The following is a 25,039-nucleotide window of genomic DNA, read 5'->3' on the forward strand; positions in this document are numbered from 1 at the left end:
CACGGAAATGGAAGGATCGAAAATGGTATTGGCTTCAGTCTTGGTTGTTTTCTTCTATAAACGCTTGCGGAAAAATCCCCGTCGTGGTCGCTTTCACCATCATCAGAAAATGTTGTTTGACGATTGAATACAGACAAAGCACACGGTATGCCGAACAGGGTACTTACCGAAGCAAGAGCGTCCCAACTGGACGGCAACGGTCACTCCATTCCTCTATCACTAAACAAAGTCTCGCCCTTGTTGGAGAAGTCGCATCGGTCGTGTCCGTCCAATCGAAATCGCAGGCCATGCCGCCGTGAAAAGCCCCAAAGTCAATACCAAGCAAACTCCGGCAATGATTGGTAACCAGGGGATCACCATGGGCGGATGAAGTCCTCCAAAGAAACTGATGTACTGGGCCATCGCACTGCCGCACCATCCTCCTAGAAGCCCGAATCCAACACTTAACAGGGCGGCGACAATCGCAATAAGAAGCCCCTCTAAAAAGATCGCCCGTGTTAAATCGGAACTGGTAAACCCAATCGACCGCAAGACTCCAAATTCCCAACGTCTAGCGCGTACGGAAGCAAGCATCACATTCAGCAGCCCTAAGCAGGCAATCACCAGCGAGATCAATGGGACTTGGCTAATCACCCAGATCCAGCGCCTGGCAGCCCCCTGCAGGTGGTCGCGGATTCCTTGCACCGCCACCACCCGAACCGAGGGATCTTGAGGACGCAGGGTGTCTGCGTCGGCCGCCGACAGGCCACCACTTCTTCGACGCATTTCCTGTTCTAGCAACTGGGTTACCATTTCCTTGATTTGCGTTGTGGACCGTTCGCTGCGTTCTATTGAATCCGCATACGAAAACCAAACATGCGAAGCGACAGGCAAATCGAAATCTTCCGCAACACTTTCGTAGTCTGCAAAGACCAGTGCAGCTGCCCGGTGCGTGCGGGGACGGAGTCCGGTTAATTTGGTTTGCCAGTGCCAGCCCGGCAGCCGAACTGCCCCGGCAATACGGTAGATCGCCGGGTGCGCCGAATTCCGAGGCGGCGCAAGGGCTATGGAATCGCCAACCGAAAGTCCTGTTTCCTCGAGAAAATGATCGGGCACGACACATGCGTGCCCCTGCTGCATCTGCATCACAGCCTCTTCGCGCGATCCGGCGACCCAGTCGAATTCAAGCAGCGAATTCGGGGCCAGCAGCGCGGCCCGAGGGTCTAAGCCAACGATGACAACATTGTCCTGTCGCGTCACCGAAGGCCGCTGAGCGCTCCCGGTAATGTCGTCGATCAGCCGAGGTTGTTCGACGACCAGTGGTAGGCATCGATCAGCATCCACACCATCAACGGAAGCGATGCGTGCAGCAACATGTTTCGGCAAGCCCGGCTCCATGACAGCGATGGCATCGGGTGACCAATTTCCCGGAATAAAGGCTTCCAACATCGTAAACCCCCAGACTTGAATCCCGACGAACAACCCCAAACCAAAAGCCATTGCGATCGAAGCCCCCACAGTCCGCCAAAGATTGTTACTGATTTGGCTGGCAAGCAATTTTGGATCCACACCAAACAGACGCGTCAGGAGAGGACTAAGACCAAGATCGACCAAGACAACGACCAAGGGCGCAATCAGGATAAAACCGACCGTCATGCTCCCAAATCCGATCGCCATCGAGAGGTAGACGCGCTCCTCGCTAGGAGGAAGCACAAACGTCAGCAATGGATTCACGGCGATCAGCAACAAACCGACGATGGTCCACCACCACGAGAGGCTTTGATGGATGGCGGAAGATTGAATCGGAATCATCGCATCAAGCGGTTTGACACGAACGGCACGATAAATGGGGAACAACGAAGCCAAGGCCGCACCTCCCAACGCAGCCAGACACGCAAGCGTCAAAGTCCACACGCCCAGTCCGATACCGTGGTATAGCATCTGGTCATAGGTGGCCGCTATCGCTCGCAGCACTAGCCAGGCAATCCCCACACCGACGAACAAGCCAACGACCCCAAGTGCCATTCCTTCGAAGGTGATCAAAAATCCTATTTGAAAGCGGGTCATACAGATGGCTCTAAGAATGGCAAATTGCCGGATCCGCTCGGTAACCCCCATGCTCAGAGAGCAAAAGATTACCAGCATCGCGACCACCATCGCGATCCCGGTTGCTGCGTACGACTGCATCCGAACATTCTGTGCAGCCGCCGCTTGATCCAGAGCTTCTTCAATTTCAAAGGCTTCCTGAAACTGAACAGGTGTCGCGAACGCGTTTAGCCGGGGAGCCCATCCGAATCGAAATTTTGTGATATCGGTATTCGGATCGAGGGCAATTCCCAGCAAACGAATCTGAGCTGCTTGCCCCGTCATTTTTTCCAGGGTTGCGGCCGTCACAAACGCTTCTCCCGAACCGGGCACTAGCATTGGAATCCCGACCGCCTCGGCTCCGCTCAATGAAGGCGCGTCCAGCAAGCCGATCACTTGCAACAAAACCTCCGTATCTCCCTCAGCATTTGGCTGAGCAAATTCGACACTTAGGTAATCTCCAACAGCAAGCCCACGCCCCTCTGCAACATCCTTCCGCAACACCACCGAAAGCGTCTCCAGAGATTCCCGCTCGAACCAAACGCCAGCCGACAAATCAAAGGGGGGAAGGGAGGCATCGGTTGCAATAAACCGCAAGCTTGGAAGACGTGCATTCGGCCCGCTCCCTGGACCATCTGGCCCCTGTGGACTACGTAGCGACTCCACGCCATTCGCACCTGAAGCAGGGGACAGACCAGCAGCCGATTTACCGCTGGAGTCTTCGCGGTTCCCAGCGTTGGCCCCTCGTTCATTCAATTTGGGATCGATACGAATCGCCAATCGTAGCGAGTCCATCGGATCGGCGTCCCGAACCGATGGGTCTTTGCGCAATTCCGCAAGAACCTTTTCAGAAACATAGACGCCCTCGTCCAGCTGAATGGGTGCAACCGTCAATTCATACCGGCCAAGCGCCAGGTTTGAGTATTCGTCATACGTTTTTTCTAAAGCCTCGTAACCACTGGAAATCCAGATAACCAAACCAACAGCCGCCGCCGTAGCCAAGGTCGTAAATGCCAGACGTGCCGGCCTTTCCAACAGAAGTCGAAAAGCAAGTTTCAGAGTCTTCATTGGACAACCTCCCCTCGAAGCAGGGCCTGGTACTGACTGGCAACCGCTTGTGAATCATGACGATGATCCGGACAAAACTCTGATAGTTTTTTACCGTCTTTCAGCACCACCACACGATCCGCCCACATCGCGACATGCGGCTCGTGAGTAACGATCACAATCGTCCTATGTTCGTCATCACACAGCCCTCGCAGCAACTGACAAATCTGGGTCCCCGTCACGGAATCGAGACTCCCCGTCGGTTCGTCGGCCAACAACACGGCCGGATTGCAAACCAATGCTCGGGCAATCGCAATCCGCTGTTGCTCACCTCCTGAAAGCGCTCCCGGTTTATGGCGGCGTCGATCCTGCATCCCCAAGCGGTCCAACAGCGATTCGACCTTCGAATCCAACTCGGGCCCCGATGCTCCCGGTAGTCGAATGTTGTCTTCCGCTGTCAGGCTGGGAATTAAGTTAAAGGCTTGAAAAACGATCCCTAGATTTCGCTGGCGAAACTTTGTCAACGGCACATCAGACAACTGCCCCAAATCCTGACCGGCGATCATCACATTCCCTGAATCCACGTCAATCAATCCCGCTATCGCATGCAATAGCGTGCTTTTACCAGACCCCGATGCTCCCATAATCGCAACGAACTCTCCTGCCTGCACCGACAGATCAATGCCATCCAAAGCGTGAATCGGCGTTGCTCCTTGACGATAAATTTTCGTTACCTGTTGAACGTCGAGCGGAAGAGAAATGTTGATCGGATTCACTCGGGTTGAACGGAACGAAATGACGAAAGGGAAGAGACTTTCTAAAACAGTCACTTTTAAAAGAATTGCATGGCAGCGTCCTGCTTCCAAGGCTGGGCGCAATTTTCGCCAAGCAAGGCGTTTTTTTCGCCAAGCCCCTTTTGTGCAATCCACAAAAGCCGAGGACTGGCCAACAAATATCAAGTCCTCGGATGCAAATCGAAACTCTTCCGACCGTTGGCCCGAATGTTGCTTTGCGTGCTTTACGACTAATTGCTTCCTCCACGGGAGAAGGGATTTTCCATGACCTCGCAATCCTGATGCCGAACAATCGATGCGGCAATAAGTGATCCCTCCAACGACATTTGAGTTCAACAAGACTCAGATGCAACGGGTGTCTACAGAAAACAACGAACCAATACCGTACCTATAGAGGCCGCGTTGCGAGGGGTTCTCGGGGTTGGAAACAGATCGCAACTTAAGAGACAAAAATCCCTTCTCTCGTTATGGATGTCCTGGACGCCCGCTTTGTCTATACGCATCCTTCCTGGACGACCATCGATTTGCCTTTAACGCTTCTTCTGGATCTTGCTTCAATATGACGTCTTTGAAATTGCTCACTCGGCTTGTCACATCGCAGATGCGACTGCACCCTGGGCGCGTCTTGATCACCGCCTTAGGAATCATCGCATCAACGTGTGCGGTGGTCTGGGTCGTGAGCGGGTACGATGCGTTGGTATCCCAGTTCGATGAAAATGCAGGAAAGTATCTCGGTCGATATGACGCGTTGGTTATCGCCAAGTCTCCGCCCGGGCAATCGGCAACGATCCCTTCAGCGACGATCCAATCGATCCACGATGATGCCGGAGTGATCGAATTAAACCCCATCAGTCAATCTCGTGCTTCGGTCACCCGCGTGGAAATCGAAGGAGAGGAAAGCGAAGAAGAAAGTTCGCTTGGCTTGCTGGTGGGATCGCGACCGCCGGTCAACGGAGCTCCTCCTGTCGACCCGACGCTGGTCAGCACTCCGGCCGCCGAACAACCTTATGAACTGGTCCGCGGCACTTGGCTGCCTGCAAACGGAGAGGTTCCAGCGGCAGTCCTAAGCGCCAATGCGGCCCAGATGATGAACATTTCGGTCGGCGACAATATCTTAGTGACGACCATGGCAAATCAACTTCGCCTGAAAGTTGTGGGGATCGTGGAACAAGCACCGCAAACGCCCACATTAGGAGAGCGCCGGCCCGGTGGCGGAAAAGGTAAAGCATCCGGCCGAACCAGTGGCACGCCGCACGGTCCGCGTAACGATTCAGACGGTGAGCAACGACGTGGAGGTAAACAACCGATGGTATCGTCGGCGTCTCAATCACCCGTCGACACGAAACAACCAATCAGTCTGCCTAGTACGTTTGGGACAGGAATCGCCATCGATGCGGTTTATGTGCGTCCCGCGATCGCTGCAATAATCAATGGCTATCCTGCCGATCCGCAAGTCTTACAAATTGCAATGCGTGAAGGGGTTTCCATCGATCAATTCCGTGATGTTTGGGCAGATAAATTTGCCCAGCATCGTCCGGCTCTTGAGTTGATCGATTTCGCAGCGGTCCGTAAGGGGATGGAATCGGGACGTTCCATTTCAGGTCAACAATCCCAAGCCTGGGCGGCGACAGGGATGGCTTCGCTGGCCGCGATCTTTATCATTTTTTCGACTTTAAGCATGGGCGTTAGTGAGCGGTCGCGGGAGTTCGCCATGTTGCGAGCCGTTGCGCTCACACGTTCTCAGATCGCTACGATCATTGCAATGGAAAGCGTCTTGCTGGCACTGGTCGGTTGGATTGGCGGACTGGTTGCCGGTTGGATAATGGTCTTGGTCGGTAGTCAAGTCCTTCCCGGGCTGTTTAACGACGGAGCCGTTTTGGGATGGACGACGGTCCTTCTAACAGGGGTTACCGTTTTTGTTGGTGCGTTGGGAGCCGCGATCTTGCCTGCTTGGCGAGCGATGCGAATCCAACCGCTGGACGCGATGTCAAAGCGAACCGTGGCTCCACAACTCCAACGATGGAAAATTGCTGGCGGGGTTGGATTGATTTTCGCATTCGCAGCTCCGTTAACTGTTTTCTTTCTGCCGATGTCCGACGATAGCCGCAAATGGTGCTATTCGTTTCTGACCTACCCAATGCTACTGATTGGCATGATCCTGATCGCACCCTCCGTCATCATGTTTTGCGAACGGGTATTGGGCCCGATTGTGACTCGCCTGATGGGGATCGATTCACGGATGATGCAGACACAGTTGTCCAACAATATGTGGAGGACGATCGGTGCCACATTGGCATTGTCGGTTGGTTTAGGGCTTTACGCATCGACGCAGACTTGGGGCTATTCGATGCTGCAACCCTTCACGCCCGGAGATTGGCTGCCCGATGCATTGGTAGCCTTTCATCCAATCGGTTTAGAAAAGGAGAGTCAAGATTTGGTCGGTCAGGTCGACCAAGTCGATGCCGAACAAGTCATGCCGCTTGCCATCGAACAAGCAAAATTTGACTGGGGAGATGCAGGAACGCCCGATCGTCTGAAATTTGGGGACAACGGAATCGTTTGTGGCTTGTCGCCCAAAGTTGCATTCGGAGGCGAACAGCCGATGCTACCGGTAACGTTCGTTGAAGGAGACGCCACGTCCGCGATCACCGCTTTGGAGTCAGGAGCGGGATGTGTGGTTTCGGAAGATTTTTCGATGGCGACCGGTCGCGGGGTAGGGGACACCATTACCTTTACCCCCCCCTCGAACGACGAAGAGCGGGTGTCTTACAAGATCCAAGGAATTGTGTCGTTGCCTGGTTGGCAGTGGGTCACAAAATTCTCCGGAGTCCGACGACACTTTGTCCGTACGGGCGCGATCGTGTTCGCCAATCGGGCTCGCGTTCAGCAAGACTTTCACCTTGGTAACACAGAATTCTTTTGGCTGAACTTCAAACCCAACGTTGATTTAGTAGCCGCCGAAAAGGAATTCCAATCGATTGCGGAGCTTCAGGCGGGAGAGACGTTTACGGCAAGCGGTATCGGAGAGGTCAAAGCCTATCGGCCCTTCGCACGAATGACGGCAACCGAAACCGTACGCAGAGCGATACGTAAACGGGCCGACGGGATGATCTGGGGTATGAGTTATTTGCCTCTGGTGACATTGATCATCATGTCCCTGGCCGTAGCCAACACCGTCATTGCATCGGTCCGTTCACGTACATGGGAATTCGGAGTGATGCGTTCCATCGGAGTCACACGAGGGCAACTGATTCGGTTGGTCCTTGCAGAAACGATTTTGATCGCTGCATCGGCTTGTTTGCTTAGCCTGATCTTTGGCCTGATTGCAGGTTGGTGCGGCGTCGGGATGGCGCAGTTCGGAGGATGGTTCGCCGGGCCACCATCATTCATGATCCCCTGGACACAATTGGCATTCGGATTTTCCCTAACGATCGCATTGTGTCTATTGGCCGGCATGTGGCCAGCGTTGAAAACCGGGCGATCCGAACCACTGGGCCTACTGCAAGCAGGGCGAGGCACGATGTAAGGCGAAGCTTTTCCTAGCGGCAGGGCCCAAGCCCTCCGGCCCGTGGGCTCGGTAATGTCGCCTTTCGCTCCGCGAAAGAACGCTCTCTTAAAGCTACTTTCGCGGAGCGCAAGGCGACAGGGTGTTCACGATTTTCCCTATACTCGGATCGCATCGACGGCTTGCGTTTTCCGATTTTCGGGGCCTAGCTTATGCTTTGCGTCGAAGGCTCCTAACATTGAATTGTAGACGTCGATCCCCTCGGCGTTGACGTCCAGGATCTGTCCTGTTTTGAATCGTCCATTCGCTCCGGTAATACAGTGAAAGACTCCGGAGAGTTCTCGTTTTGTATCGTTGTGACGCCCGTCACCCGACTCGGTTGAAATCGTGATTAACGAATTCTCTAAGATCGTCTTGCCATTCCCTTCCACGCAGGACGAATCGTCAAGCGCATGGAGGAAGTAGGCCAACTCTCGCATCTTCATGTGGGCATGAGCACGGAGCGCTTCATTCTTCTTTTTCTCGTTGTATTGATGCCACCATTCGTGGCTGCAGCCTCGGTCTCCGGTGGCATTCAGTTGGTCAGCGTCGTCAAATTGCCAGATTTTTTTGTCATTGTAAACGTAGTCACCTTTCAGTCGGATTCGTTCGCCGGCCGCCAAAAAGGTCAGCGATCCAAAACGAGCTCGATCCATTCGAATCGCGGTTGCATAGATATCGGCAAGCAATCGCCACTCCGTGGTCAATTCTTCCAACGTGAGGTCGACCCCTTGGCCGCCGGGATCGGCCGGTCCGCCGTGTGGAATTTTCGAAGAAGGAGGCGGATCTGGCGTGCCAGGCTGTTTATGGCGGAGCGAGAATGATCGCTGCTCAAATTCTCGGATTCGATCCAGATGATCGGCGACCCGCGACTTGGATGCACTTCCCAGTGGAGACTGGGGACCGGTGTAGAAGCGATAGTCCTCGACCACCGTATCCAGCACGCTCCGTCGTAAACGCTCACTTAGGTCGCCATCGGCCATCGCGACCCCTCCGAAAATCCGCTCGAACAAATCGCGAGGTTTTTCTTGAATCGTCGCAGCAACCGTCCCGTCCATGTTGTAACTATGGACGTATCGCCCGACGCGGCTTCTACGGAAAAAAGTTCCTCCAATCAGGGTCGGGACCATCCCTTTGGGCATTCCTTCAGAGTGATGCGTCTGTCGGATGACCTGGTCAATCGAAGGACCGCCCGACTTGGCTTCGCCATCAGGCGGCTCGGCCGTGAAGGCTCCGGAAGCACCATCGTAGTGCGCATTGATCCCTTTTTCGTCACAGCGAACCTGGTCGATGTTACGCATGATCAATAGTTTTGATCCAAGCGATTCCAGCGGTTCCAAGACCCCGTCAAACCCTTCCTGCTGCAGAGGCGCGGGGATGCCCAATCCGAAAAACAAGTTGAAGGCTCGCACGGGAACCGCGCTGGCGGCCGCGGCATGAGCCGGTGCGGAGACCATTTCTTCCAACAAGGGGAATCCAATCGTTGCGGCTCCAAGGCCACGTAAAAGCGTGCGTCGATGAATGGTCGTTCTGCGTGACATAAGCGATTGAATCCAAAGAAAAGTAGGTGGAGGAACGTGCCGCGGAATCGCGTGCTACTGCTGAGGTTGGATTTTCAGAACAAGATCACTCAAGACGATTTCAGTGATTAAATCGGAATAGGTTGCACCCGACTTTTTCGATGCGATTCCAATTTTATCGACGGCGATTGCGTCCGCCGGGCCCAGAGGTCGTCCGAGCGCAAACTGCGTCAATTTCCAGACCATCGTCTCCTGAACGCGTTCGCTGGCCGCCAACAATCGCATCAGTTCGGCGGTGTCGCGATAGCTAACAGGTTTCGCTTCGCCAGGAATTAGTAATTCTCCGTCGGCTCGCAGGTCGTTGCCATATTCATCTTTAATGTGGAATGCGCCCAGTCCGTCGTAAGGTTCCAACCCGAAGGCCAGCGGTTCGAATTTAAGATGACAGCCACCACACGACTGGCTTTGAATGCGTTCTTCAGCAACCGTGCGATGCGTCTGACCTGGCTTCGTAGGGACAGGAGTCGTATCGGTACCGGGCGGAGGCGCCCCAATCACACCACGAAGGACATTCGTCAGCACGAACAAGCCTCGCGTGACCATCGAGGCATGATCGCCGCCGATCGTCAGAACGCTACCCTGCGTTAGGATCCCACCACGTGAAGGAATATTCGAAAGATCGTAGCGACGCAGGCCATTGCCTTGTGGTTTCAGACCATAGTGCTTCGCCAAACGTGGGGTGGCAAACGTGAAATCGGCGTAGAACAAATCACTCATCGGCCGATTCTGTTTCCAGATAACCTCGTCAAAGAAAGCCAGCGTTTCATCACGCATGTCCTCCCCAAGTTCCGAGGTCCAATCCGGGAACCGTTCTTTATTGGGATTCAAATTTGTCAACCGATCCAAATTCAGCCAATCCCTTACAAACTGCTGTGACCGTTTTTTCGCGCGCGGGTCGTCCAGCATCCTGCGAACCTGCTGACGGCATTCCTTGCGGTCGGACAACCGTCCCGCTTTGGCCGCTTGGTACAAAGCGTCATCAGGCGGACCGCCCCAGACGATATAGCTGATCCGCGACGCGAGTTCGTAATCGCTTACGTATCGGTTGGTCCCATTTCCGCGTTGGTATTCAACTCGGTAAACAAATCGAGGCGACTGCAGCATCGCTTCCAGCAACAGTGCGACGCCTTGTTCGTAGGTCCCCCCGGCGCTGGCGACCGACGTCAGGATGCCGCTGTAGTTCGTAATTTCGCGATCCGTTAGCGGCCCGCGCAGCAACCATGTTCCCATCGCTTCCACAAACTTGCGAGCACTCGCATCGGTATTCAGAGTCTGTGATTTGGAAAACTTTTTGGCGAATTTTAAAACGTCCATGTCATCGACGATCATGCGAGCCAACTGCGCGTAGGCTTCCACATGTTTCATATCGACCGTCAAATTGTACGCGGTATTACTAAAACCATCGGCGCGAAGATCGGCTGGCAATAGCTGCCGCGTTTGAGAATCCATATCGACGCCAACCGCACTGCGGACGGTTTCCACATACTCATCGACGGTCAATCGCTGAACCCACGTTTGGCTGGCACCTGGTTTGGAGGAATAGATCGCGGGATCGATTTGATGGACCGACCAAACGGCCCCATCCGCCACCCAGTCCGCCAACAGGGTTTGTTGTTCCTTAGAAAGAGGCGGACCTTGAGGCGGCATATCGCCGGAGACAATTTGCTCGATCAGCAGGCTCTCGCTGACCTTTCCAGGAACGATCACCGGTCCGCTTTCACCACCTGCAAATGCAGGTTCGTGACGCGACAGATCGAGGCCACCTTTGTGCGAAACGGTGTCGTGACACTCCAAGCAATTGCGGGCAAGGATCGGAGCAATCTGTGTGGCAAAATGGGACTCCGCTTTCGCATGGGCAAGCTTAGCGGCAAGTTCAGGATCCCCACCGGCGGTGGCGCCGGCTTGAAAATTTTTCTGAACTTCATCGGCAGACAAAACGCGATCATAAATCGCAACCAAATGGAATTCACCTTTCCACGGACGACCGCCGTTTTGCTCATTGCCCAGCAGTAAATGGTAGCTCGCATCCCAGTTTTCCAAACCACCACCCGCCTTGCCAGCGCGGATTTTCTTTCCATCTAAGTAGACCGAAGTCGTTCCGTCCGCAGCGCGCGAGTAAACGACATGGGTGAGAGCTTGGTTGACGACATTCTTTCCGGTCGCGGTCGAAGGGAGGCCATTGTTGCTGGTCGTCTTCGTGCGCAAGCGAACGTCGTAGCCCGTTGTATCCTGACCAAGCGTCAGATTTCGATTGGACGAATCGGACGAAACCGAAACGATCCGAGCCGGTCCGGCTTGGCTTAACTGAAGGGGCCGGATCCAGCATTCCAGAGTTAGCTCATTCGTTTGTTTGACTCGGTCGCGAATTTTGGTCGCGGGCGTCAGCGACCGGAGCATGGTATCGCCGCGTAAACGGAGGGAATTCTCCGTCCACTCAATCGTTTTCGGTTTGTCGATACGCAGGTCTAAGGGAGAACCACCGGGCGCCTGATCGTGAACAACATCGCCACTTTTTTCTTCGAATGTGTACAACACCACCAGACCGTCACTGGCCCGTTCCGCTGCGCTCAAATTCGAAGTAGAAAATGACGTCAAAAACAGCAAAGCGAAAACAGAAAACGTGGAAACGGCTGAACGAAAAAGAACTTTTCCTGGCCTTCCAATGATAGAAACGATGCAAAAAGAGATTGAACGCATCAAATACTCCATGGTCCTGATTGTCGGACACGAGTAGGGTGTGCACGCGGAATAGCGAAGGCAGTATAGCGACCCCCCATGCTTCCTGCCAATTTTTTGGTCTCGTCTAAGCGACCGCAGCGGCTTCCAGCATCGCTGCCACAGGCGAAAACGGCTGAACGCCATTTTGGGGGTAGGTGAGCGTTCGGAACCGTTCGGCGATACGCTACGATTTAGACGGTTTCAACGGACCGCTTCTGCCGCCGCTAGTAACCAAAGTCCACATAACCAAAATCCACGCCCTGATGCCCCGTATCCCTGGGGAATGTTCAAACCAAGCGGAGTCCAACCGATGCGAATCGTATCCCTGCTGCCTAGCGCCACAGAAATGGTCTGTGCGCTGGGACTGCGTCAGTCGTTGGTTGGCGTTACGCATGAGTGCGACTTCCCAGCGGACGTACGAAAACTGCCTGCTGTCACGCGGTCGCTTCTGCCTGCCGATGCATCAAGCAGCGAAATCGATACCCTTGTTCGCGAGCAGGTTCAAACCAGCAACGCGTTGTATTCGCTTGACACCGAGACGATCCAAGACGTACAGCCCGACCTGATTATCACGCAAGCACTCTGTGACGTTTGCGCCGTCGCCGAAAGTGAAGTGAACGCCGCGATCCGAACGTTGCCGAAGCCTCCTCAAGTCCTCAATCTGGAGCCCCGCAATTTAGCCGATGTCCTTGACTGCCTGCGCGTTATCGGAATCGCAACAGGAACAGAACTGCAAGCAAATCGGGTTCTAAGCCAGCTGGAAAACCGAATTGCGGCGGTCGTTCAGCGTTCAGAAAAGATTCAGCACAAACCGCGGACGATGGTGCTGGAGTGGATCGATCCGCCGTTCAGCGCCGGCCACTGGAATCCCGAACTGGTAGAACTTGCCGGAGGAGTTGAAGTCGTTGGGGTGGCGGGCCAGCGAAGTGTGACCGTCGAATGGAAGAAAGTTGTGGAGGCGGATCCCGAGGTCCTTGTGATTGCCTGCTGTGGGTTTGACATCGAACGATCGAAGGAGGATTTACCGATCCTTCAGAGATCCGCAGGCTGGCAAAACTTGCGATGCGTCAAAGACCAACGCGTCCATATCGTGGATGGATCATCGTACTTCAATCGTCCAGGACCTCGCCTGGTCGACAGTTTGGAGATCCTAGCAAGCCTGATACACCCCGACCCCACAGGATCGTCCAAGCCATGATCGATCGCCAACGGAGCATGATCCAAACAACGCAGGATAGGAGCGTTTACTACCACCCACGAAAGAAGGCGCCGGGCGGGAACCGCGTCTACTTGAGAACGGCTTTTAGTTCAGCCAATACCTGTTGCGGATTTAGGTTTGCTTTTTCGCAGGCTGTTTGGAGGGTTATCCCTTCACAAGCGACATCGATTCCCAAGCGATGGAACACGACTGCGGTTTGCGGGTATTCGGTGATCCAGAAAGGTATCGAATCCAATAAATCACATTCATACCCCATCGATCACCTTTCAATCACGGGAAAACGGCGGTGTGCAACGGATGCGATAAACGAAAAGCATGCTGATCGCCCGCGAGTGCGCTACGCGTGCTGAATTTCGGCCGCTTTGAAAACCGTTCTGGCCTGCTTGAAACCCATGCGGCGGTAGAGCCTTACGGCGGCGGAGTTCTCGGTGGTGACCTCTAGATGCATCTTCGCCAAACCGACACGGCGGAATCCTTCTGCAGCTCGAGTCATCAAGACCGTCCCCAGGCCGTGCCCGCGATGTGCCTGCATGACCCCTAAATTCTGGATAGCCCCCCAGCCCTCCATACGGAGGCCTTGAACCGTACCGACCGCGACGGCCGGTTCACCTAGAGGGCGATGGCGTAGCAACCAAGTTGCCTCCGGCACAAACGACGTCCGCCTAGTAATTTCACGCATCAGCTGAAGACAGCCGTCGCGTCGACCAAGGCAGGGGAAGACATTTGCGTCTAATTCACTGCGAAAGCTTTGGTATTTTGCCAGAGCGTGTTCACTGGACAGCCCATCCGACCAGGGAATCAGTTCATAGTTTGCGGGCAGGGGCGGGGCAGGGTAGAGCGGTTCCGTTAGATCCAGCTCCATTCGAAAGCGTTTGAAATAGGTTAGACCCATCACATTCCCCACGGGTGAAGCGACCAAGCGAGAGTGCTCGATCGTGCAATTCCTAAGTATAGCACCCTGCTGGTTATTGAAACGCTGAAAAACTACCTTGTGTGTTCGGCATCCTAACTTTTTGTCCTTACATCTGTCAGAGCCACCCCATGGCGACGTCCCGTCCGGTATCCATCGCGTTCTTTCTGCTGGCAATCGCTTTGCTGCCAGGATGCAAAAAGAGCGATTCCGCAGCAGAAAACGTTTCGGACCCCAACAAACGCCCTCAAATTGTGGCCACGACGGGAATGGTAGGGGACCTGGTTCGAGGAATCGTCGGTGAAGCTGCCGACGTGACCGTGCTGATGGGACCAGGCGTCGACCCGCATTTACACCAACCAAGCCGAAGTGATGCGGTCGCGTTAAGCCAAGCCGATATCGTGATTTACAACGGGCTGCACCTGGAGGGGCAATTGGGCGAAGTCCTCGAATCGCGAACTTCGCGCGGCGGGCAAACGATCGCTGTCGGTGAAATGCTGCCGAAGAACCAACTGCTAGACGCCGACGGGTCCTGGCACGACCCCCATATCTGGATGGATGTAAAATTATGGGCCGATACGATCACGCCGCTTACTGAAAAACTAAGCAAAGCCCTTCCCGACCATGCGGAGACTTTCCAAGCGTCCGCCGAGGCCTACCGCGAGGAACTGCTAGAGCTGGATCGCTGGGCAGCCACATGCCTGGAATCGATTCCGAAGAAACAACGTGTTCTGATCACCGCTCACGATGCGTTTCGCTACTTTGGCCGCCGATACGATGTTGAGGTCTTCGGCGTCCAAGGCGTATCGACCACCAGCGAAGCGGGAATTACCGACGTCAATCGGTTGGTAAACCTGATTGTCGAGCGGGACGTCAAGGCCGTGTTCTTCGAATCAAGCGTCTCGCCGCGGCAGGTCAAAGCGATCGTCCATGGAGCAAACTCACGAGACAAGGAGGTTTCCAGTGACCATGTTCTCTATAGCGATAGCATGGGGCCCGCCGATTCCGATGCCGATACTTACATTGGAATGATCCGCCACAACACGCGGACGATAACCGAAGCCTTAGGCGGAACCGTGGTAGACATCCCGACTTCGACCGCCCCAGTTCCCAACGCATCATGAGCGAATCGACACCTCCATCATCCGCACCGCCACTTGAGGCGATCGGAGTCACGGTCGCCTACCGCAGCACTCCGGTCCTGCAAAACATTTCGTTTGCAACTCCGGCCGGATCGCTGACTGCCATCGTCGGTCCCAACGGAGCTGGCAAGAGCACGCTGATCAAAGCGGCATTAAACCTACTGAAAACCGAAGCGGGTGAATTCCGTTTCTTCGGCGGTAGCTTTCAAGCTTCCAACGGGAGAATCGGATACGTCCCGCAGCGAACCAGCGTCGACTGGGATTTTCCGGTCACCGCCCTGGACGTAGTCTGCATGGGTTTGTACGGAAAAATCGGTTGGTTCCGCCGAGTCAAACGGAGCCATCGCGATGCGGCCCGCAAGGCATTGGCTCAGGTCGGCATGGAGGCGTTCGAAGACCGTCAAATCAGCCAACTATCGGGCGGGCAACAACAACGTGTGTTCCTGGCACGCGCGCTGGTCCAAGATGCCGAGCTGTACCTGATGGACGAACCGCTGGCTGGCGTCGATGCCGCCACCGAAAAAACCATTATTGAAACGCTGCAAAAACTGCGTGACCAAGGCCGGACCGCGATGGTGGTCCACCATGATCTGCAGACGGTTCCCGTCTACTTCGATCGAGTGCTGATACTGAATCGCGAAATCATTGCTGAAGGGGACGTCAAAACAACCTTCAACGCCGAAAACCTAAAAATTGCGTTTGGCGGTCAATTGCTATTCATGTGAGAAGTCCCTGTTAGGGTCAAGTGATTCAGCGTCGCCGTTCGCTAACGGCAAAACCACATATCCTGAACACTTACTTTCGCAGCGTAACAAGCGACCTTTAAAAAACGGCTGATCCTTTCGTCCGCTTATCCTCATTTATCTTTACTGCTGTCTGGTTTTTTCGCTGTGAGCCAAATCGTCGAAATCCTTTCTGCACCAAACACGCGAGTCGTCCTGCTTGGCGTTGCGGCACTTGGTTTTGCCGCCGGCATTGTCGGCACCTACTTGGTCCTTCGCAGGCGTGCGTTGGCCGGAGACGTTGTCGGGCATGCGGCTTTACCGGGCGTTTCCATCGCGTTCCTGATTTGGTCTGGACTATATCCAACGGCTCCCAAAAATTTGCTTGTCCTATTGATTGGAGGAGCCATTGCAAGTGCTTTAGGGATGTTAACCACGGCGATCCTACGGCGTTTCGGACGACTGCCTGACGATGCCGTTTTAGCGATCGTGCTGAGCACTTTTTTCGGCGCCGGAGTGGTTTTGTTGTCCGTCGTCCAGCGAGCTGCCACGGGATCGCAGGCGGGAATCCGCGAATTTATCTTTGGCCAAGCCGCCGCGATGCTGCCGTCCGACGTTCACTTGATCATTATCACCGCCACACTTGCCACGCTGTTGTCGACATTGATCATGAAAGAGTGGACGTTGGTCTGTTTTGACGAAGGGGCCTGCCAGGTGCTGGGGTATCCGGTGCTGGCGATCGATATCGTCATGATGGGACTGGTCGTTTGTGTCTGTATTGTCGGAATGCAAGCCGTTGGTCTGCTATTGGTCGTCGCCTTGTTGGTCATCCCTCCCAGCGCCGCACGGTTCTGGACCGACCGAGTTCCCTACATGGCTCCTCTGGCGGGTGTGATCGGCAGCCTATCGGCAGTCTGTGGCGGAGTCATGAGTGCCCTCTTCGACAAGCTGCCTACCGGTGCCGTGATCGTGATCGCCGCCGCTTCGATATTGGCATTCAGTATGGTATTTGGAACCCGTCATGGCTGGTTGGGATCGCGAAGAGCCTACGCGCCGCAGTCCCAGTAGCAGCACAGGTCCGCTAAAGCCCGCTTCGATTCCAATCCGTGCGGTCGTGAGGGACGTGCGATAAATAAGTAGTGAATAAGTAGTGAATGTGGCAGGGAGAAAAGGCCCCATGCCAGCTTGCCTGGCATGGGGCCAAGATTTGAAATTAGTTCGCAGGGCTCCAGGAAAACGCATCCAGTTCGGATTGCCGCTAAAAGCGGCAATCCGAACTGGATGCGAAAACCGTGGGGGCAACCACCTCTAATTTGAAATCTTGCGTTCCTGTCGGGTAAACCGACGAGGGGACGTGGCGCGCGGGTGTCTGGCAGGTGCCAGCTGCTGTCAAAATATCAACTTATTTATCGCACGTCTCAAACGACGACCATCGTCCCCCCTTTGCCTAACAGCGTCATGAACGACACGACCAGCCCCTCCGACACGTCCGACTCCGACGCCGCCAGTTCAAGCACCCCGGTTGCGGCAACGCCTGGTCCCTTGACCATACGAGCGAAGCGGCGGCGACGGATACTTATCGGGCTGGGCCTGTTACTGGGGATCGTTGCAGTCACCGGGGGAGGGTACTGGTGGACCCAATCGCGGAATCAGCCTGCAATCATCGAAGAAACGCCGCAACCTCCCACCCCTGCAGAAGCGGTCGCACAGGCGCTTGCTGCCATGCAAACAGCCACCCCACTCTGGCCGCCTGCCGTGAATACGAACGCTCGGCCAACGAAAACCGACACGGCCGAGGACGACACATCGGAAGGTGCCCCGGCCGGCGAAGACTCGGACGCCCCGCTCCCGCCAACCGCAAACTATGACGATCAACTATCGAATTCGCTCTTGGAAATTCTCGATATCGAGATCGCAGACAAAGATCTGGCCCCAATTGAGGGGAATCCTGAAATCCTTCAACTCCATATCGACGCGGGCCGGATTACCGACGAAGGGATCCCCAGCATCGTTTCGCTACCGAATTTGATCGAACTGCGGCTGCGGAAATCGCCGATCGGCGACGCGGGATTGGCCGCATTGGCCGATTCGCCCAACATGCAGAACTTGCAGATCCTGAACCTGCCACAGGCCGCCTGCACCGCCAGCGGAATCCTGGAGCTGAAAAAGCTAAAACGGCTAAGAAACCTCCGATTGGGGAGCCTGAACGCTCGCCCCGAAATTGTTCATGCAATCGTCCAATTGGAGTCATTACGAGCGATTCATCTGATCGATATCCCGATTACCGATGCCGGTTTGAAGATCCTGGCGAACATGCCGCGATTGGATTCGCTCTATATCGATGGAGCGGCAGTGACCGCAGGAGGTTGGGAGTGGGTTTTTCAGAATCACCCGGAAATCCACATTCACATCAACCAAGAACACCATGACCACGATCCCCATCGCCACGAACACAAATGACCCGGATTGACCAACCGGAGGGGCAAACGCTATTTTCTTGACGTCTCGCGGTCTCTGTATGACCCGAGCTTCCATTTTTTTACCGATTAGCATTACGGGCGAAGGGCCATTTATGGCTCTGGCGTTGGTGAGATTTGCGTCTCGCCAGACGGCTTGGACCGGCTGATCTAGGAGTTTTTTGATGAGCGAAGCAAATACGATTGTTCAGACCATGATCGAATCGGGAGTCCACTTTGGACACCGAACGAGCCTCTGGAACCCAAAGATGGCTCCGTACATCTTTGGTCGTAAGAACCAAATTCACATCCTCGACATCCGCGAAACCCTGCGTGGATTGCTACGAGCCAAAAAATACCTTCAGCAAGTTGCTGAATCGGGCGGCCTGATCCTGTTTGTCGGCACAAAACGCCAAGCGGGTGAAGCGGTTGAAGAGCATTGCCTGCGTTGCGGAATGCCTTTCGTCGCCGAGCGTTGGTTGGGTGGAACGTTGACCAACTTCCGCACGATCCGCAGCCGACTGGGACGTCTGGAAGAACTGGAAAAGATCCGTTCGGGCGAAGCCCTGGACAAGTACAGCAAGAAAATGCAGTCCGCGCTGACTCGCGAATACCGCAAAATGTACCGCAACCTTAATGGCTTGCGCAGCATGAACCGGTTGCCTGAGTGCATGGTCATCATCGATCCAGGCAAAGAGCGTAACGCCGTCCGCGAAGCGAAACGACTGGGAATCCCCACCGTCGCGCTGATCGACACCGACAGCAACCCAGACCTGATCGATCTGCCGATCCCAGGCAACGATGACGGGATCCGCTCGATCGAAATCATCATGAAACAACTGGCCGACGCCGTCATCGCAGGCAAGGGAACTCCTGCCGAAGCTGAAAAAGCGGCTCCGGAAGCAGCCCCAGCGGCCGCTGCCGAATCGACCGAATCGGCTAGCTAAACCAAACTGACACAAATAAGACTCTGACTATTATTTTAAGGAGAATCCTATGTCCACGGTGACCGCCGCGGCCGTCAAATCTTTCCGTGAGCGTACCGGGCTCCCCCTGATGGACTGCAAACGAGCTTTGCAGGACGCGGGTGGCGACGAAGAGAAGGCAGTTGAACTGCTACGCAAGGAAGGCCAGAAACTAGCCGACAAACGCTCTGACCGCGAAACCGCGTTCGGACGATTCGGACAGCACCTCGGAACAGAGAAATCTGTCGGGGCAATGGTCGAATTGTTGTGCGAAAGTGCACCTGTTACCCAGAACGAACAGTTCATCCAACTGTCCAACGACTTGGCAACAGCACTAGCTGCTGACGCTTCGATCGAAACGGCCGATGCACTGCTAGACAAAGAGTCTCCATCGATTCCCGGAACCACACTTCGTCAACAAAAAGACGACTTGTTCAACCGGATTCGCGAAGTCTTTAACGTCGGACGTATGGCTCGCGTCGAAGGCCCTTGTGGTGGATACACCCACAACGCAGGGACCGTCGCTGGAGTCCTCATCCACGTTGAAGGTGGTAACGACGACGCAGCCAAAGACGTTGCAATGCACGTTGCAGCCATGAACCCTGCTGCTCTGTCAGCGGACGAATTGGATCAGGAAGAAGTCGCCAAAGAACGCGAATTGCTAAAAGCTGCTGCAATCGCCGAAGGCAAACCGGAAAAGATCGTCGACAAAATGGTCGACGGCCGAATGCGGTCCTACTTCGCGGAACGCACCTTGCTTCAACAGCCATTCGTCAAAGACGACAAGCAAACGGTTGAAGAATACGCCAAGTCGCACGGCATGGTCGTAAAAGCATACCATCACTGGATCCTGGGCGAGAAATAGTCTCCACCAGCCAATCGATGAACCCAAAAGCCCGACGCCAAAAGCGTCGGGCTTTTTTAATACCCCAACACCAGCAAAACCTCCCCCAACACCCCAACACCCCAACACCCCAACACCCCATCACTCCTTCACTCCTTCACTCCTTCACTCCTTCACTCCTTCACTCCTTCACTCCTTCACTCCTTCACTCCGTGTCTCCGTGTCTCCGTGTCTCCGTGTCTCCGTGTCTCCGTGTCTCCACGCCCCCAATCCCGTATAGCCACCCCCAACCACATTCTGCTATGAGAGCAAACGAATAAGTCTCGTCATTGTTTGCGAAGGAGCCACCTCATGCCAGAAACATCCTCACCTGCCGAAACGGCGGAAGTCGCTGCGAACGCAGCCCCCGCCAACCAAACGTCTGATTTCGATCTGATGGCGGAAATCGATTCCATTCGGAACCTCTCATCCGAAGACCTAAACTACCTGCTGATGACGTATGCGTTGCCAGCGGTTGCAGCGTTGGCTGCGATCCTCGTGGGTTACTTTGTCGCCAAGTTTGTCTCGCGCGTCGTTAGTGCTCCAGTCATTAAACGCGTCGACGAGACCCTTGGCCGGTTCGTCGCGAAATTCACCTTTTACAGCTTGATGGCGGGGATCACGCTAGGAGCCCTTTCGAAAATCGGGGCTCCCGTTACCGGGCTTGCCGCCCTGATTGCTGCCGCTGGTTTTGCCGTGGGCCTAGCCTTCCAAGGAACGCTTAGCAATTTCGCCTCCGGGATCCTGTTGTTGGTTTTCCGGCCGTTTAAGGTGGGCGATACGATCAATGCGGGCGGGATCACGGGGAAGGTTAACGAAATCGACCTATTCACCGTCACCCTCGACACTCCCGACAACCGCCGGATCATCGTCCCCAACAGTTCGATTTCGGGCGGTACGATCGAAAACATTTCGTTCCATCGCCAGCGACGGGTCGAAGTCCTTGTCGGAGTCGAATACTCCGCCGACATTGAACAGACTCGCCAGGTCCTTAAAGAAGCCGCTGAAGCGATGCGATCCCATCTGATCGATGGCCCCAATCGTGGCTATGCGATCGTCCTGGACAACCTGGGTGCCAGCAGTGTCGACTGGAAGGTTCGCTTCTGGGCCGCCAGCAGCGACTACTGGTCGGTCAGGGAAATGCTGACAGGTGAAATCAAACAACGCCTGGACGCCGCCAACATCGGGATCCCATTCCCTCAAATGGACATTCACGTTATCAGCGGGTCCGACAGCCCCGAAACTGAACTGGAACGTCAACGCGTCCGCCCACGTCCAAGATCGACACGGCAAACCGCTTAACGAGGTTGTCGTTTCAATCGGAAGCGGAGGAAGTTTGTCGCCCTAGGCTCCGCGACAGTAGCTGCAAAAGAGCGTTGTATCGCGAAGCGGAAGGCGACAATTCGTTACCGCTAGCGATTAAACGACCGGTTTTGCGATCCTTACCGAATCGCATCCGGTCGGCATGATCTGAAAGGTTTGCCAGTTCGAATCCGGTTTGCTCGGATGTTCGACCTTTGCCAACACTTCTTGCGTCCCTGCGGGCAAATCACCCGCCTCCAAACCTGGCTGCCAAACCAACTGACCTTGGCAACGAAGCTGAGCGGCGGAGACTTCCAGGCTGGCGGCCATCGAACTAGACGCAGCCAAGATTTGCCCTTTATCGCCAATCGCCAACAGCGCCTCGCCCGACCAATCGATCAACTGCTGCATGGCAGCCGTCTGAGCCTGGACTCGTTCGAGCTCGGCTTGCTGCTCACTGATGTCTTGGATGGTCCCATAGATTTCGACCACGTCGCCCATCAGATCTCGAATCGGTTGCCCGCGAGCAATCACCGTACGATATTCACCGTTTGGAATCTGATGCCTCGCCTGCACCTGATAGGGTTCGCCCGTTTTTAAAGCGTTATCCATCGATGCTTTTAGACGAGGGCGGTCCTCCGGATGGATGCTTTTCATAAAAGCATTAACGTCGGGATCTTCCTGATCGTTAGGCTGCATTCCCGTGATCGCATACAGCTGACTGTTCCAGTGAACGACTTCGGCCCGGACGTCGTACTCCCAGGTTCCCAGGCGTGCCAAACGGGTGAATTCACGCAACCGCTGCCGGCTGCGACGAAGTTCGTTCTCCGCTCGCTTGCGAAGCGTTATGTCACGAACATTCGTGACCAGCAGAGACTGATTGTCCGATTCCACGATCCGGCTGGAAATCAAAGCGTCGATAACCCGCGCCTGCCCGCTGTACAGCTGAGCCTCAAAATTTTCGACTCGCTTGCGGCTTTTAATCTGCTGCTGGTAATCGCAGCGGCGTTGCGGCAGAACCCAAAGGTTTAAATCCGCGATGTTTACATCGACGATATTTTCTAATTCAAACCCAAACAGGCTGAGGAACATCTCGTTTGCTTCGACCACGCGACCGTCATCCGCTCGGGTAATCACCACCGGATCGGGAGCGTGCGAGAAGAGCGCTTGCAGCCGAGCCTCTCGCTTGACCTGATGCTTCCGTTTGGAGCGGCGGCGACGAACCCGTGCCGCCAATTCCGATTCGCCCTCACCAGCGGTCACCAACATATCGAGCGCCAAGTCATAATCGCCAAGACTAAGCGCGCGGCGTGAAAACTCGATCTGTGTATTCTTCTGCAACTGAATGGCTTTCGTGTTTTCCGGCCATACCTCCAGAGCCTCCCCCAGCAGGTTCAATGCGATCGCATACTTTTCGTAACCACTCGCTTTCTCCGCATCCGAGGAATGCTGCATCGCCCGCTCCACCAAGCGAACACTTTCCTGCCGCTTGTCATACAACCGGAGTGCATCCTGAAATTCTTCCACCGTTTGAAAGCGGTCTTCCGGGTTGGTCTGCATCGCCTTCAGAGCGATATCCAACAGCGCCCCGGTGACGCGAGTCGGCCGAATTTTGTTGTCCGCTGCCGCCTGAATGCACTCGATCAACGTCGAACCGTGATGGGGCGGAAAACCGGTCACCATCTGGAAAAGCACGGCCCCCAGCAGGTAGATATCGGTCGTTGGGCCGATACTTTCCAAAACCCCAGCGGCCAGCTCGGGGGCCATATAAGCCGGAGTCCCGCCAATCGACGGGGTCTGATCGTTCTCCGTCACGACGGGATAGGAGAGCGCCAGCCCCCAGTCCGCTAGCAGGACTTCACCGAACCGCCCCAACATCACATTTTCGGGCTTAATGTCGCGATGCAATAAGCGGCGTGAATGGGCGTAGCGAATGGCATCGGCGACGCGAATCAGGATCGCCAAATTCTCCTTGACCGTCCGCTCGGACATGACCTCCGCCCAGGTCGTCCCATCGATTCTTTTCATCGAATAGAACAGCTGGCCTTTTTCGCCGAACGCCAACTCATGCAGTGCGATCACATTGGGATGATCCAAACTGCCAATGGTCCTGGCTTCACTGAGAAACCTTGCCTGAGCCAGCGGATCACGATTCAGTTCATCCCGCAGCACCTTCACCGCGACTTCACGATCGACAGCCCGCTGATGCGCCTGATAGACGACCGCGGTTCCTCCTGCCCCCAGCTCCCCGATCAGACGGTAATCGGTCACATCATGGCTGCGTTCGCCCGGGGAAGTCACTTTTCGTTCCGGCAACCGGCGTTCTTTCAGCCACGGCGAGGGAGATGATCCCCCTTCCACGGGCAGCGAAGGTTTCAGCTGCAAAGTCGCCGCGGGGAACGGAGTGGACAGTTGTCCATTAAGATTTACCGTTACGGTTTGCCGATCGGAATCCAATAATTCCAAATCCGCTTGGATTTGGGGATCGGACATAATGGTCTCTAACAGGGTTCTATTCAATCGAATTGCCTCAGCAAAAAGACCATGATTCGCTATATTGGACAAGCAGGACGCCTGTTAGTATGTCTACCTGATTTCAACCGGTCAAACGGCCTGATTCCTCCGATCATCCCTCAAAAAGGGCCAGAGATTGGCGTGGGGGCTATTCGTCACTAGGAAAGCGACCGCCTGGGCGATAGAATTCGGTTTTCATCCCTCTTCTGTTCATGAGTTGAGTCCATGCAATTAAGCGTTTCGGCACGACACGGTGACCTTCAGGCTGGTGATCAGGCGTTGATTGAGGCCAAAGTTGAAAAGCTTCGTCGCTTATTCGACCGCATCAATGCAATCATCGTGACCGTCGATATGAAACGAATGGAAAAGCCCGAAGTCGAAGTCAAGGTATCCGCGGAGCACGCAGAGGACTGTGTTGCCAAAGCCGAAGCGACGAATGTGATCGCCGCCCTTGACTTGGTCCTTCCCAAAATCGAACAACAGCTCCGTAAACTAAAAGAAAAACGAACCGGTCATCGCGCGACCGGAATCAAACATCTCGAACCGGCACCTGAAGCGGAAACCGAAGAGGAGTAAATCGGTAGAAACCGTGAAACTCCCTTCCCCGATATCTCTGTTCGCAGAGATTCTCACCGTGTCGGTGCGGTGGAGCCAGGATCCAATCCTGACTCCGGAAACTCTACCCTAGGAATTTACAGAATGAAATTTTCAGACTTTGTCAGTACGAAGGCGATTTGCGCCGATCTGGCCTCTGAGTCCAAAGAAACCGTGATTCGGGAACTGGTTCAATCGCTGCAAGACGCAGGCGAAATCAGTGCTGAAGAACAAGAAGACATTATTGCTGCAATCATGAAACGCGAAGAACTTGGCAGCACCGGCATCGGCCGTGGCGTTGCCGTTCCGCATACCAAACACCCCAGCGTCGACAAACTTGTCGGAACCGTTGGCGTCAGTGTCGACGGAGTCGATTTCAACAGCCTAGACGGCGAAAAAGTTCAATTGTTCTTTTTGCTTGTCAGCCCACCGGAACGACCAGGCGACCACCTACGAGCTCTCGAGAACATCTCTCGTCAGTTACGCGACGACGCGTTTTGCCGCTTCCTGAAGCAAAGCAAAACTCCAGACGACATCCAACAGCTTCTGAACGAAGCTGATAACAATCACTTTGTTTAACCCTGT

General features: G+C 54.8%; 18 protein-coding genes. 11 read left to right on the forward strand and 7 right to left on the reverse strand.

All coding sequences use genetic code 11. From position 1 onward, the window contains the following. Positions 1 to 219: 219 nt before the first annotated feature. Together FF011L_RS16580 and FF011L_RS16585 are read right to left on the reverse strand one after the other, a co-directional pair. Complete coding sequence (locus FF011L_RS16580) at positions 220 to 3,132, reverse strand: ABC transporter permease (RefSeq protein WP_145352724.1); 2,913 nt, start codon at positions 3,130 to 3,132, stop codon at positions 220 to 222. Then, a complete protein-coding gene (locus FF011L_RS16585; RefSeq protein WP_145352725.1) occupies positions 3,129 to 3,887 on the reverse strand; it encodes an ABC transporter ATP-binding protein in 759 nt (252 codons plus the stop codon). Before FF011L_RS16585 ends, FF011L_RS16580 begins: the two co-directional genes overlap by 4 nt. Positions 3,888 to 4,464: 577 nt before the next feature. Here FF011L_RS16585 and FF011L_RS16590 point away from each other — a divergent pair. Further along, positions 4,465 to 7,431: an FtsX-like permease family protein gene (locus tag FF011L_RS16590; protein ID WP_145352726.1), complete on the forward strand. Its 2,967-nt coding sequence runs from the start codon at positions 4,465 to 4,467 to the stop codon at positions 7,429 to 7,431. A gap of 137 nt (positions 7,432 to 7,568) precedes the next feature. On the opposite strand, the gene FF011L_RS16595 is transcribed toward FF011L_RS16590, so the two are convergent. Further along, a complete protein-coding gene (locus tag FF011L_RS16595; RefSeq protein ID WP_145352727.1) occupies positions 7,569 to 8,990 on the reverse strand; it encodes a DUF1552 domain-containing protein in 1,422 nt (473 codons plus the stop codon). Between the two features lie 54 nt (positions 8,991 to 9,044). Then, entirely contained in the window at positions 9,045 to 11,600 is a 2,556-nt protein-coding gene (locus tag FF011L_RS16600) for a DUF1592 domain-containing protein (protein WP_246109464.1), read from the reverse strand. A 457-nt stretch (positions 11,601 to 12,057) separates the two neighbouring features. Here FF011L_RS16600 and FF011L_RS16605 point away from each other — a divergent pair, with 457 nt between their 5' ends. Beyond that, positions 12,058 to 12,945 (forward strand): cobalamin-binding protein, encoded by an 888-nt coding sequence (locus FF011L_RS16605; RefSeq protein WP_145352729.1) that lies wholly within the window; start codon positions 12,058 to 12,060, stop codon positions 12,943 to 12,945. 88 nt (positions 12,946 to 13,033) lie between these two features. On the opposite strand, the gene FF011L_RS16610 is transcribed toward FF011L_RS16605, so the two are convergent. Both FF011L_RS16610 and FF011L_RS16615 read right to left on the reverse strand, forming a co-directional pair. Further along, positions 13,034 to 13,201, reverse strand: coding sequence for a DUF542 domain-containing protein (locus FF011L_RS16610; protein ID WP_246109465.1), 168 nt, complete (start codon positions 13,199 to 13,201; stop codon positions 13,034 to 13,036). A gap of 102 nt (positions 13,202 to 13,303) precedes the next feature. Beyond that, entirely contained in the window at positions 13,304 to 13,885 is a 582-nt protein-coding gene (locus FF011L_RS16615) for a GNAT family N-acetyltransferase (protein ID WP_246109466.1), read from the reverse strand. Between the two features lie 122 nt (positions 13,886 to 14,007). On the opposite strand from FF011L_RS16615, the gene FF011L_RS16620 reads away from it, so the two are divergent. The 7 genes from FF011L_RS16620 (at position 14,008) to FF011L_RS16650 (ending at position 21,346) form a co-directional block, all read left to right on the forward strand. Then, complete coding sequence (locus tag FF011L_RS16620; protein ID WP_145352731.1) at positions 14,008 to 15,000, forward strand: metal ABC transporter solute-binding protein, Zn/Mn family; 993 nt, start codon at positions 14,008 to 14,010, stop codon at positions 14,998 to 15,000. Continuing rightward, positions 14,997 to 15,743 (forward strand): metal ABC transporter ATP-binding protein, encoded by a 747-nt coding sequence (locus FF011L_RS16625; protein ID WP_145352732.1) that lies wholly within the window; start codon positions 14,997 to 14,999, stop codon positions 15,741 to 15,743. Before FF011L_RS16620 ends, FF011L_RS16625 begins: the two co-directional genes overlap by 4 nt. 165 nt (positions 15,744 to 15,908) lie before the next feature. Beyond that, a complete protein-coding gene (locus FF011L_RS16630) occupies positions 15,909 to 16,808 on the forward strand; it encodes a metal ABC transporter permease (RefSeq protein WP_218932689.1) in 900 nt (299 codons plus the stop codon). 390 nt (positions 16,809 to 17,198) lie between these two features. After that, complete coding sequence (locus FF011L_RS16635) at positions 17,199 to 18,200, forward strand: leucine-rich repeat domain-containing protein (RefSeq protein ID WP_145352734.1); 1,002 nt, start codon at positions 17,199 to 17,201, stop codon at positions 18,198 to 18,200. A 181-nt stretch (positions 18,201 to 18,381) separates the two neighbouring features. Next, positions 18,382 to 19,143: a 30S ribosomal protein S2 gene (gene rpsB / locus FF011L_RS16640; RefSeq protein WP_246109467.1), complete on the forward strand. Its 762-nt coding sequence runs from the start codon at positions 18,382 to 18,384 to the stop codon at positions 19,141 to 19,143. Positions 19,144 to 19,192: 49 nt separating this feature from the next. Next, on the forward strand, positions 19,193 to 20,026 hold the full coding sequence (gene tsf, locus FF011L_RS16645) for a translation elongation factor Ts (protein ID WP_145352735.1): 834 nt from the start codon (positions 19,193 to 19,195) through the stop codon (positions 20,024 to 20,026). 330 nt (positions 20,027 to 20,356) lie between these two features. Beyond that, positions 20,357 to 21,346 carry a mechanosensitive ion channel family protein gene (locus tag FF011L_RS16650; RefSeq protein WP_145352736.1) on the forward strand — a complete coding sequence of 330 codons (990 nt, stop codon included), beginning with the start codon at positions 20,357 to 20,359 and terminating at the stop codon, positions 21,344 to 21,346. A gap of 117 nt (positions 21,347 to 21,463) precedes the next feature. On the opposite strand, the gene FF011L_RS16655 is transcribed toward FF011L_RS16650, so the two are convergent. Next, a complete protein-coding gene (locus FF011L_RS16655) occupies positions 21,464 to 23,839 on the reverse strand; it encodes a protein kinase domain-containing protein (protein WP_145352737.1) in 2,376 nt (791 codons plus the stop codon). Between the two features lie 246 nt (positions 23,840 to 24,085). On the opposite strand from FF011L_RS16655, the gene hpf reads away from it, so the two are divergent. Further along, positions 24,086 to 24,436, forward strand: coding sequence for a ribosome hibernation-promoting factor, HPF/YfiA family (gene hpf / locus FF011L_RS16660; RefSeq protein ID WP_145352738.1), 351 nt, complete (start codon positions 24,086 to 24,088; stop codon positions 24,434 to 24,436). A gap of 123 nt (positions 24,437 to 24,559) precedes the next feature. After that, the gene (locus FF011L_RS16665) at positions 24,560 to 25,033 is read left to right on the forward strand and encodes a PTS sugar transporter subunit IIA (RefSeq protein WP_145352739.1); all 474 of its coding nucleotides are present in this window, start codon (positions 24,560 to 24,562) and stop codon (positions 25,031 to 25,033) included. The last annotated feature ends 6 nt before the right edge of the window (positions 25,034 to 25,039 follow it).

The organism is Roseimaritima multifibrata, from assembly GCF_007741495.1.
GTDB classification, from domain to species: Bacteria; Planctomycetota; Planctomycetia; order Pirellulales; family Pirellulaceae; genus Roseimaritima; species Roseimaritima multifibrata.

Excerpts from the sequence above, each read along its gene's own strand:
- FF011L_RS16650 (WP_145352736.1), top strand. The coding sequence starts at position 20,357 with ATGCCAGAAACATCCTCACCTGCCGAAACGGCGGAAGTCGCTGCGAAC.
- FF011L_RS16635 (WP_145352734.1), top strand. The coding sequence starts at position 17,199 with ATGAACGACACGACCAGCCCCTCCGACACGTCCGACTCCGACGCCGCC.
- FF011L_RS16580 (WP_145352724.1), bottom strand. The coding sequence starts at position 3,132 with ATGAAGACTCTGAAACTTGCTTTTCGACTTCTGTTGGAAAGGCCGGCA.
- FF011L_RS16620 (WP_145352731.1), top strand. The coding sequence starts at position 14,008 with ATGGCGACGTCCCGTCCGGTATCCATCGCGTTCTTTCTGCTGGCAATC.
- FF011L_RS16595 (WP_145352727.1), bottom strand. The coding sequence starts at position 8,990 with ATGTCACGCAGAACGACCATTCATCGACGCACGCTTTTACGTGGCCTT.
- FF011L_RS16590 (WP_145352726.1), top strand. The coding sequence starts at position 4,465 with ATGACGTCTTTGAAATTGCTCACTCGGCTTGTCACATCGCAGATGCGA.
- FF011L_RS16665 (WP_145352739.1), top strand. The coding sequence starts at position 24,560 with ATGAAATTTTCAGACTTTGTCAGTACGAAGGCGATTTGCGCCGATCTG.
- rpsB (WP_246109467.1), top strand. The coding sequence starts at position 18,382 with ATGAGCGAAGCAAATACGATTGTTCAGACCATGATCGAATCGGGAGTC.
- FF011L_RS16605 (WP_145352729.1), top strand. The coding sequence starts at position 12,058 with ATGCGAATCGTATCCCTGCTGCCTAGCGCCACAGAAATGGTCTGTGCG.
- FF011L_RS16655 (WP_145352737.1), bottom strand. The coding sequence starts at position 23,839 with ATGTCCGATCCCCAAATCCAAGCGGATTTGGAATTATTGGATTCCGAT.
- FF011L_RS16625 (WP_145352732.1), top strand. The coding sequence starts at position 14,997 with ATGAGCGAATCGACACCTCCATCATCCGCACCGCCACTTGAGGCGATC.
- tsf (WP_145352735.1), top strand. The coding sequence starts at position 19,193 with ATGTCCACGGTGACCGCCGCGGCCGTCAAATCTTTCCGTGAGCGTACC.
- hpf (WP_145352738.1), top strand. The coding sequence starts at position 24,086 with ATGCAATTAAGCGTTTCGGCACGACACGGTGACCTTCAGGCTGGTGAT.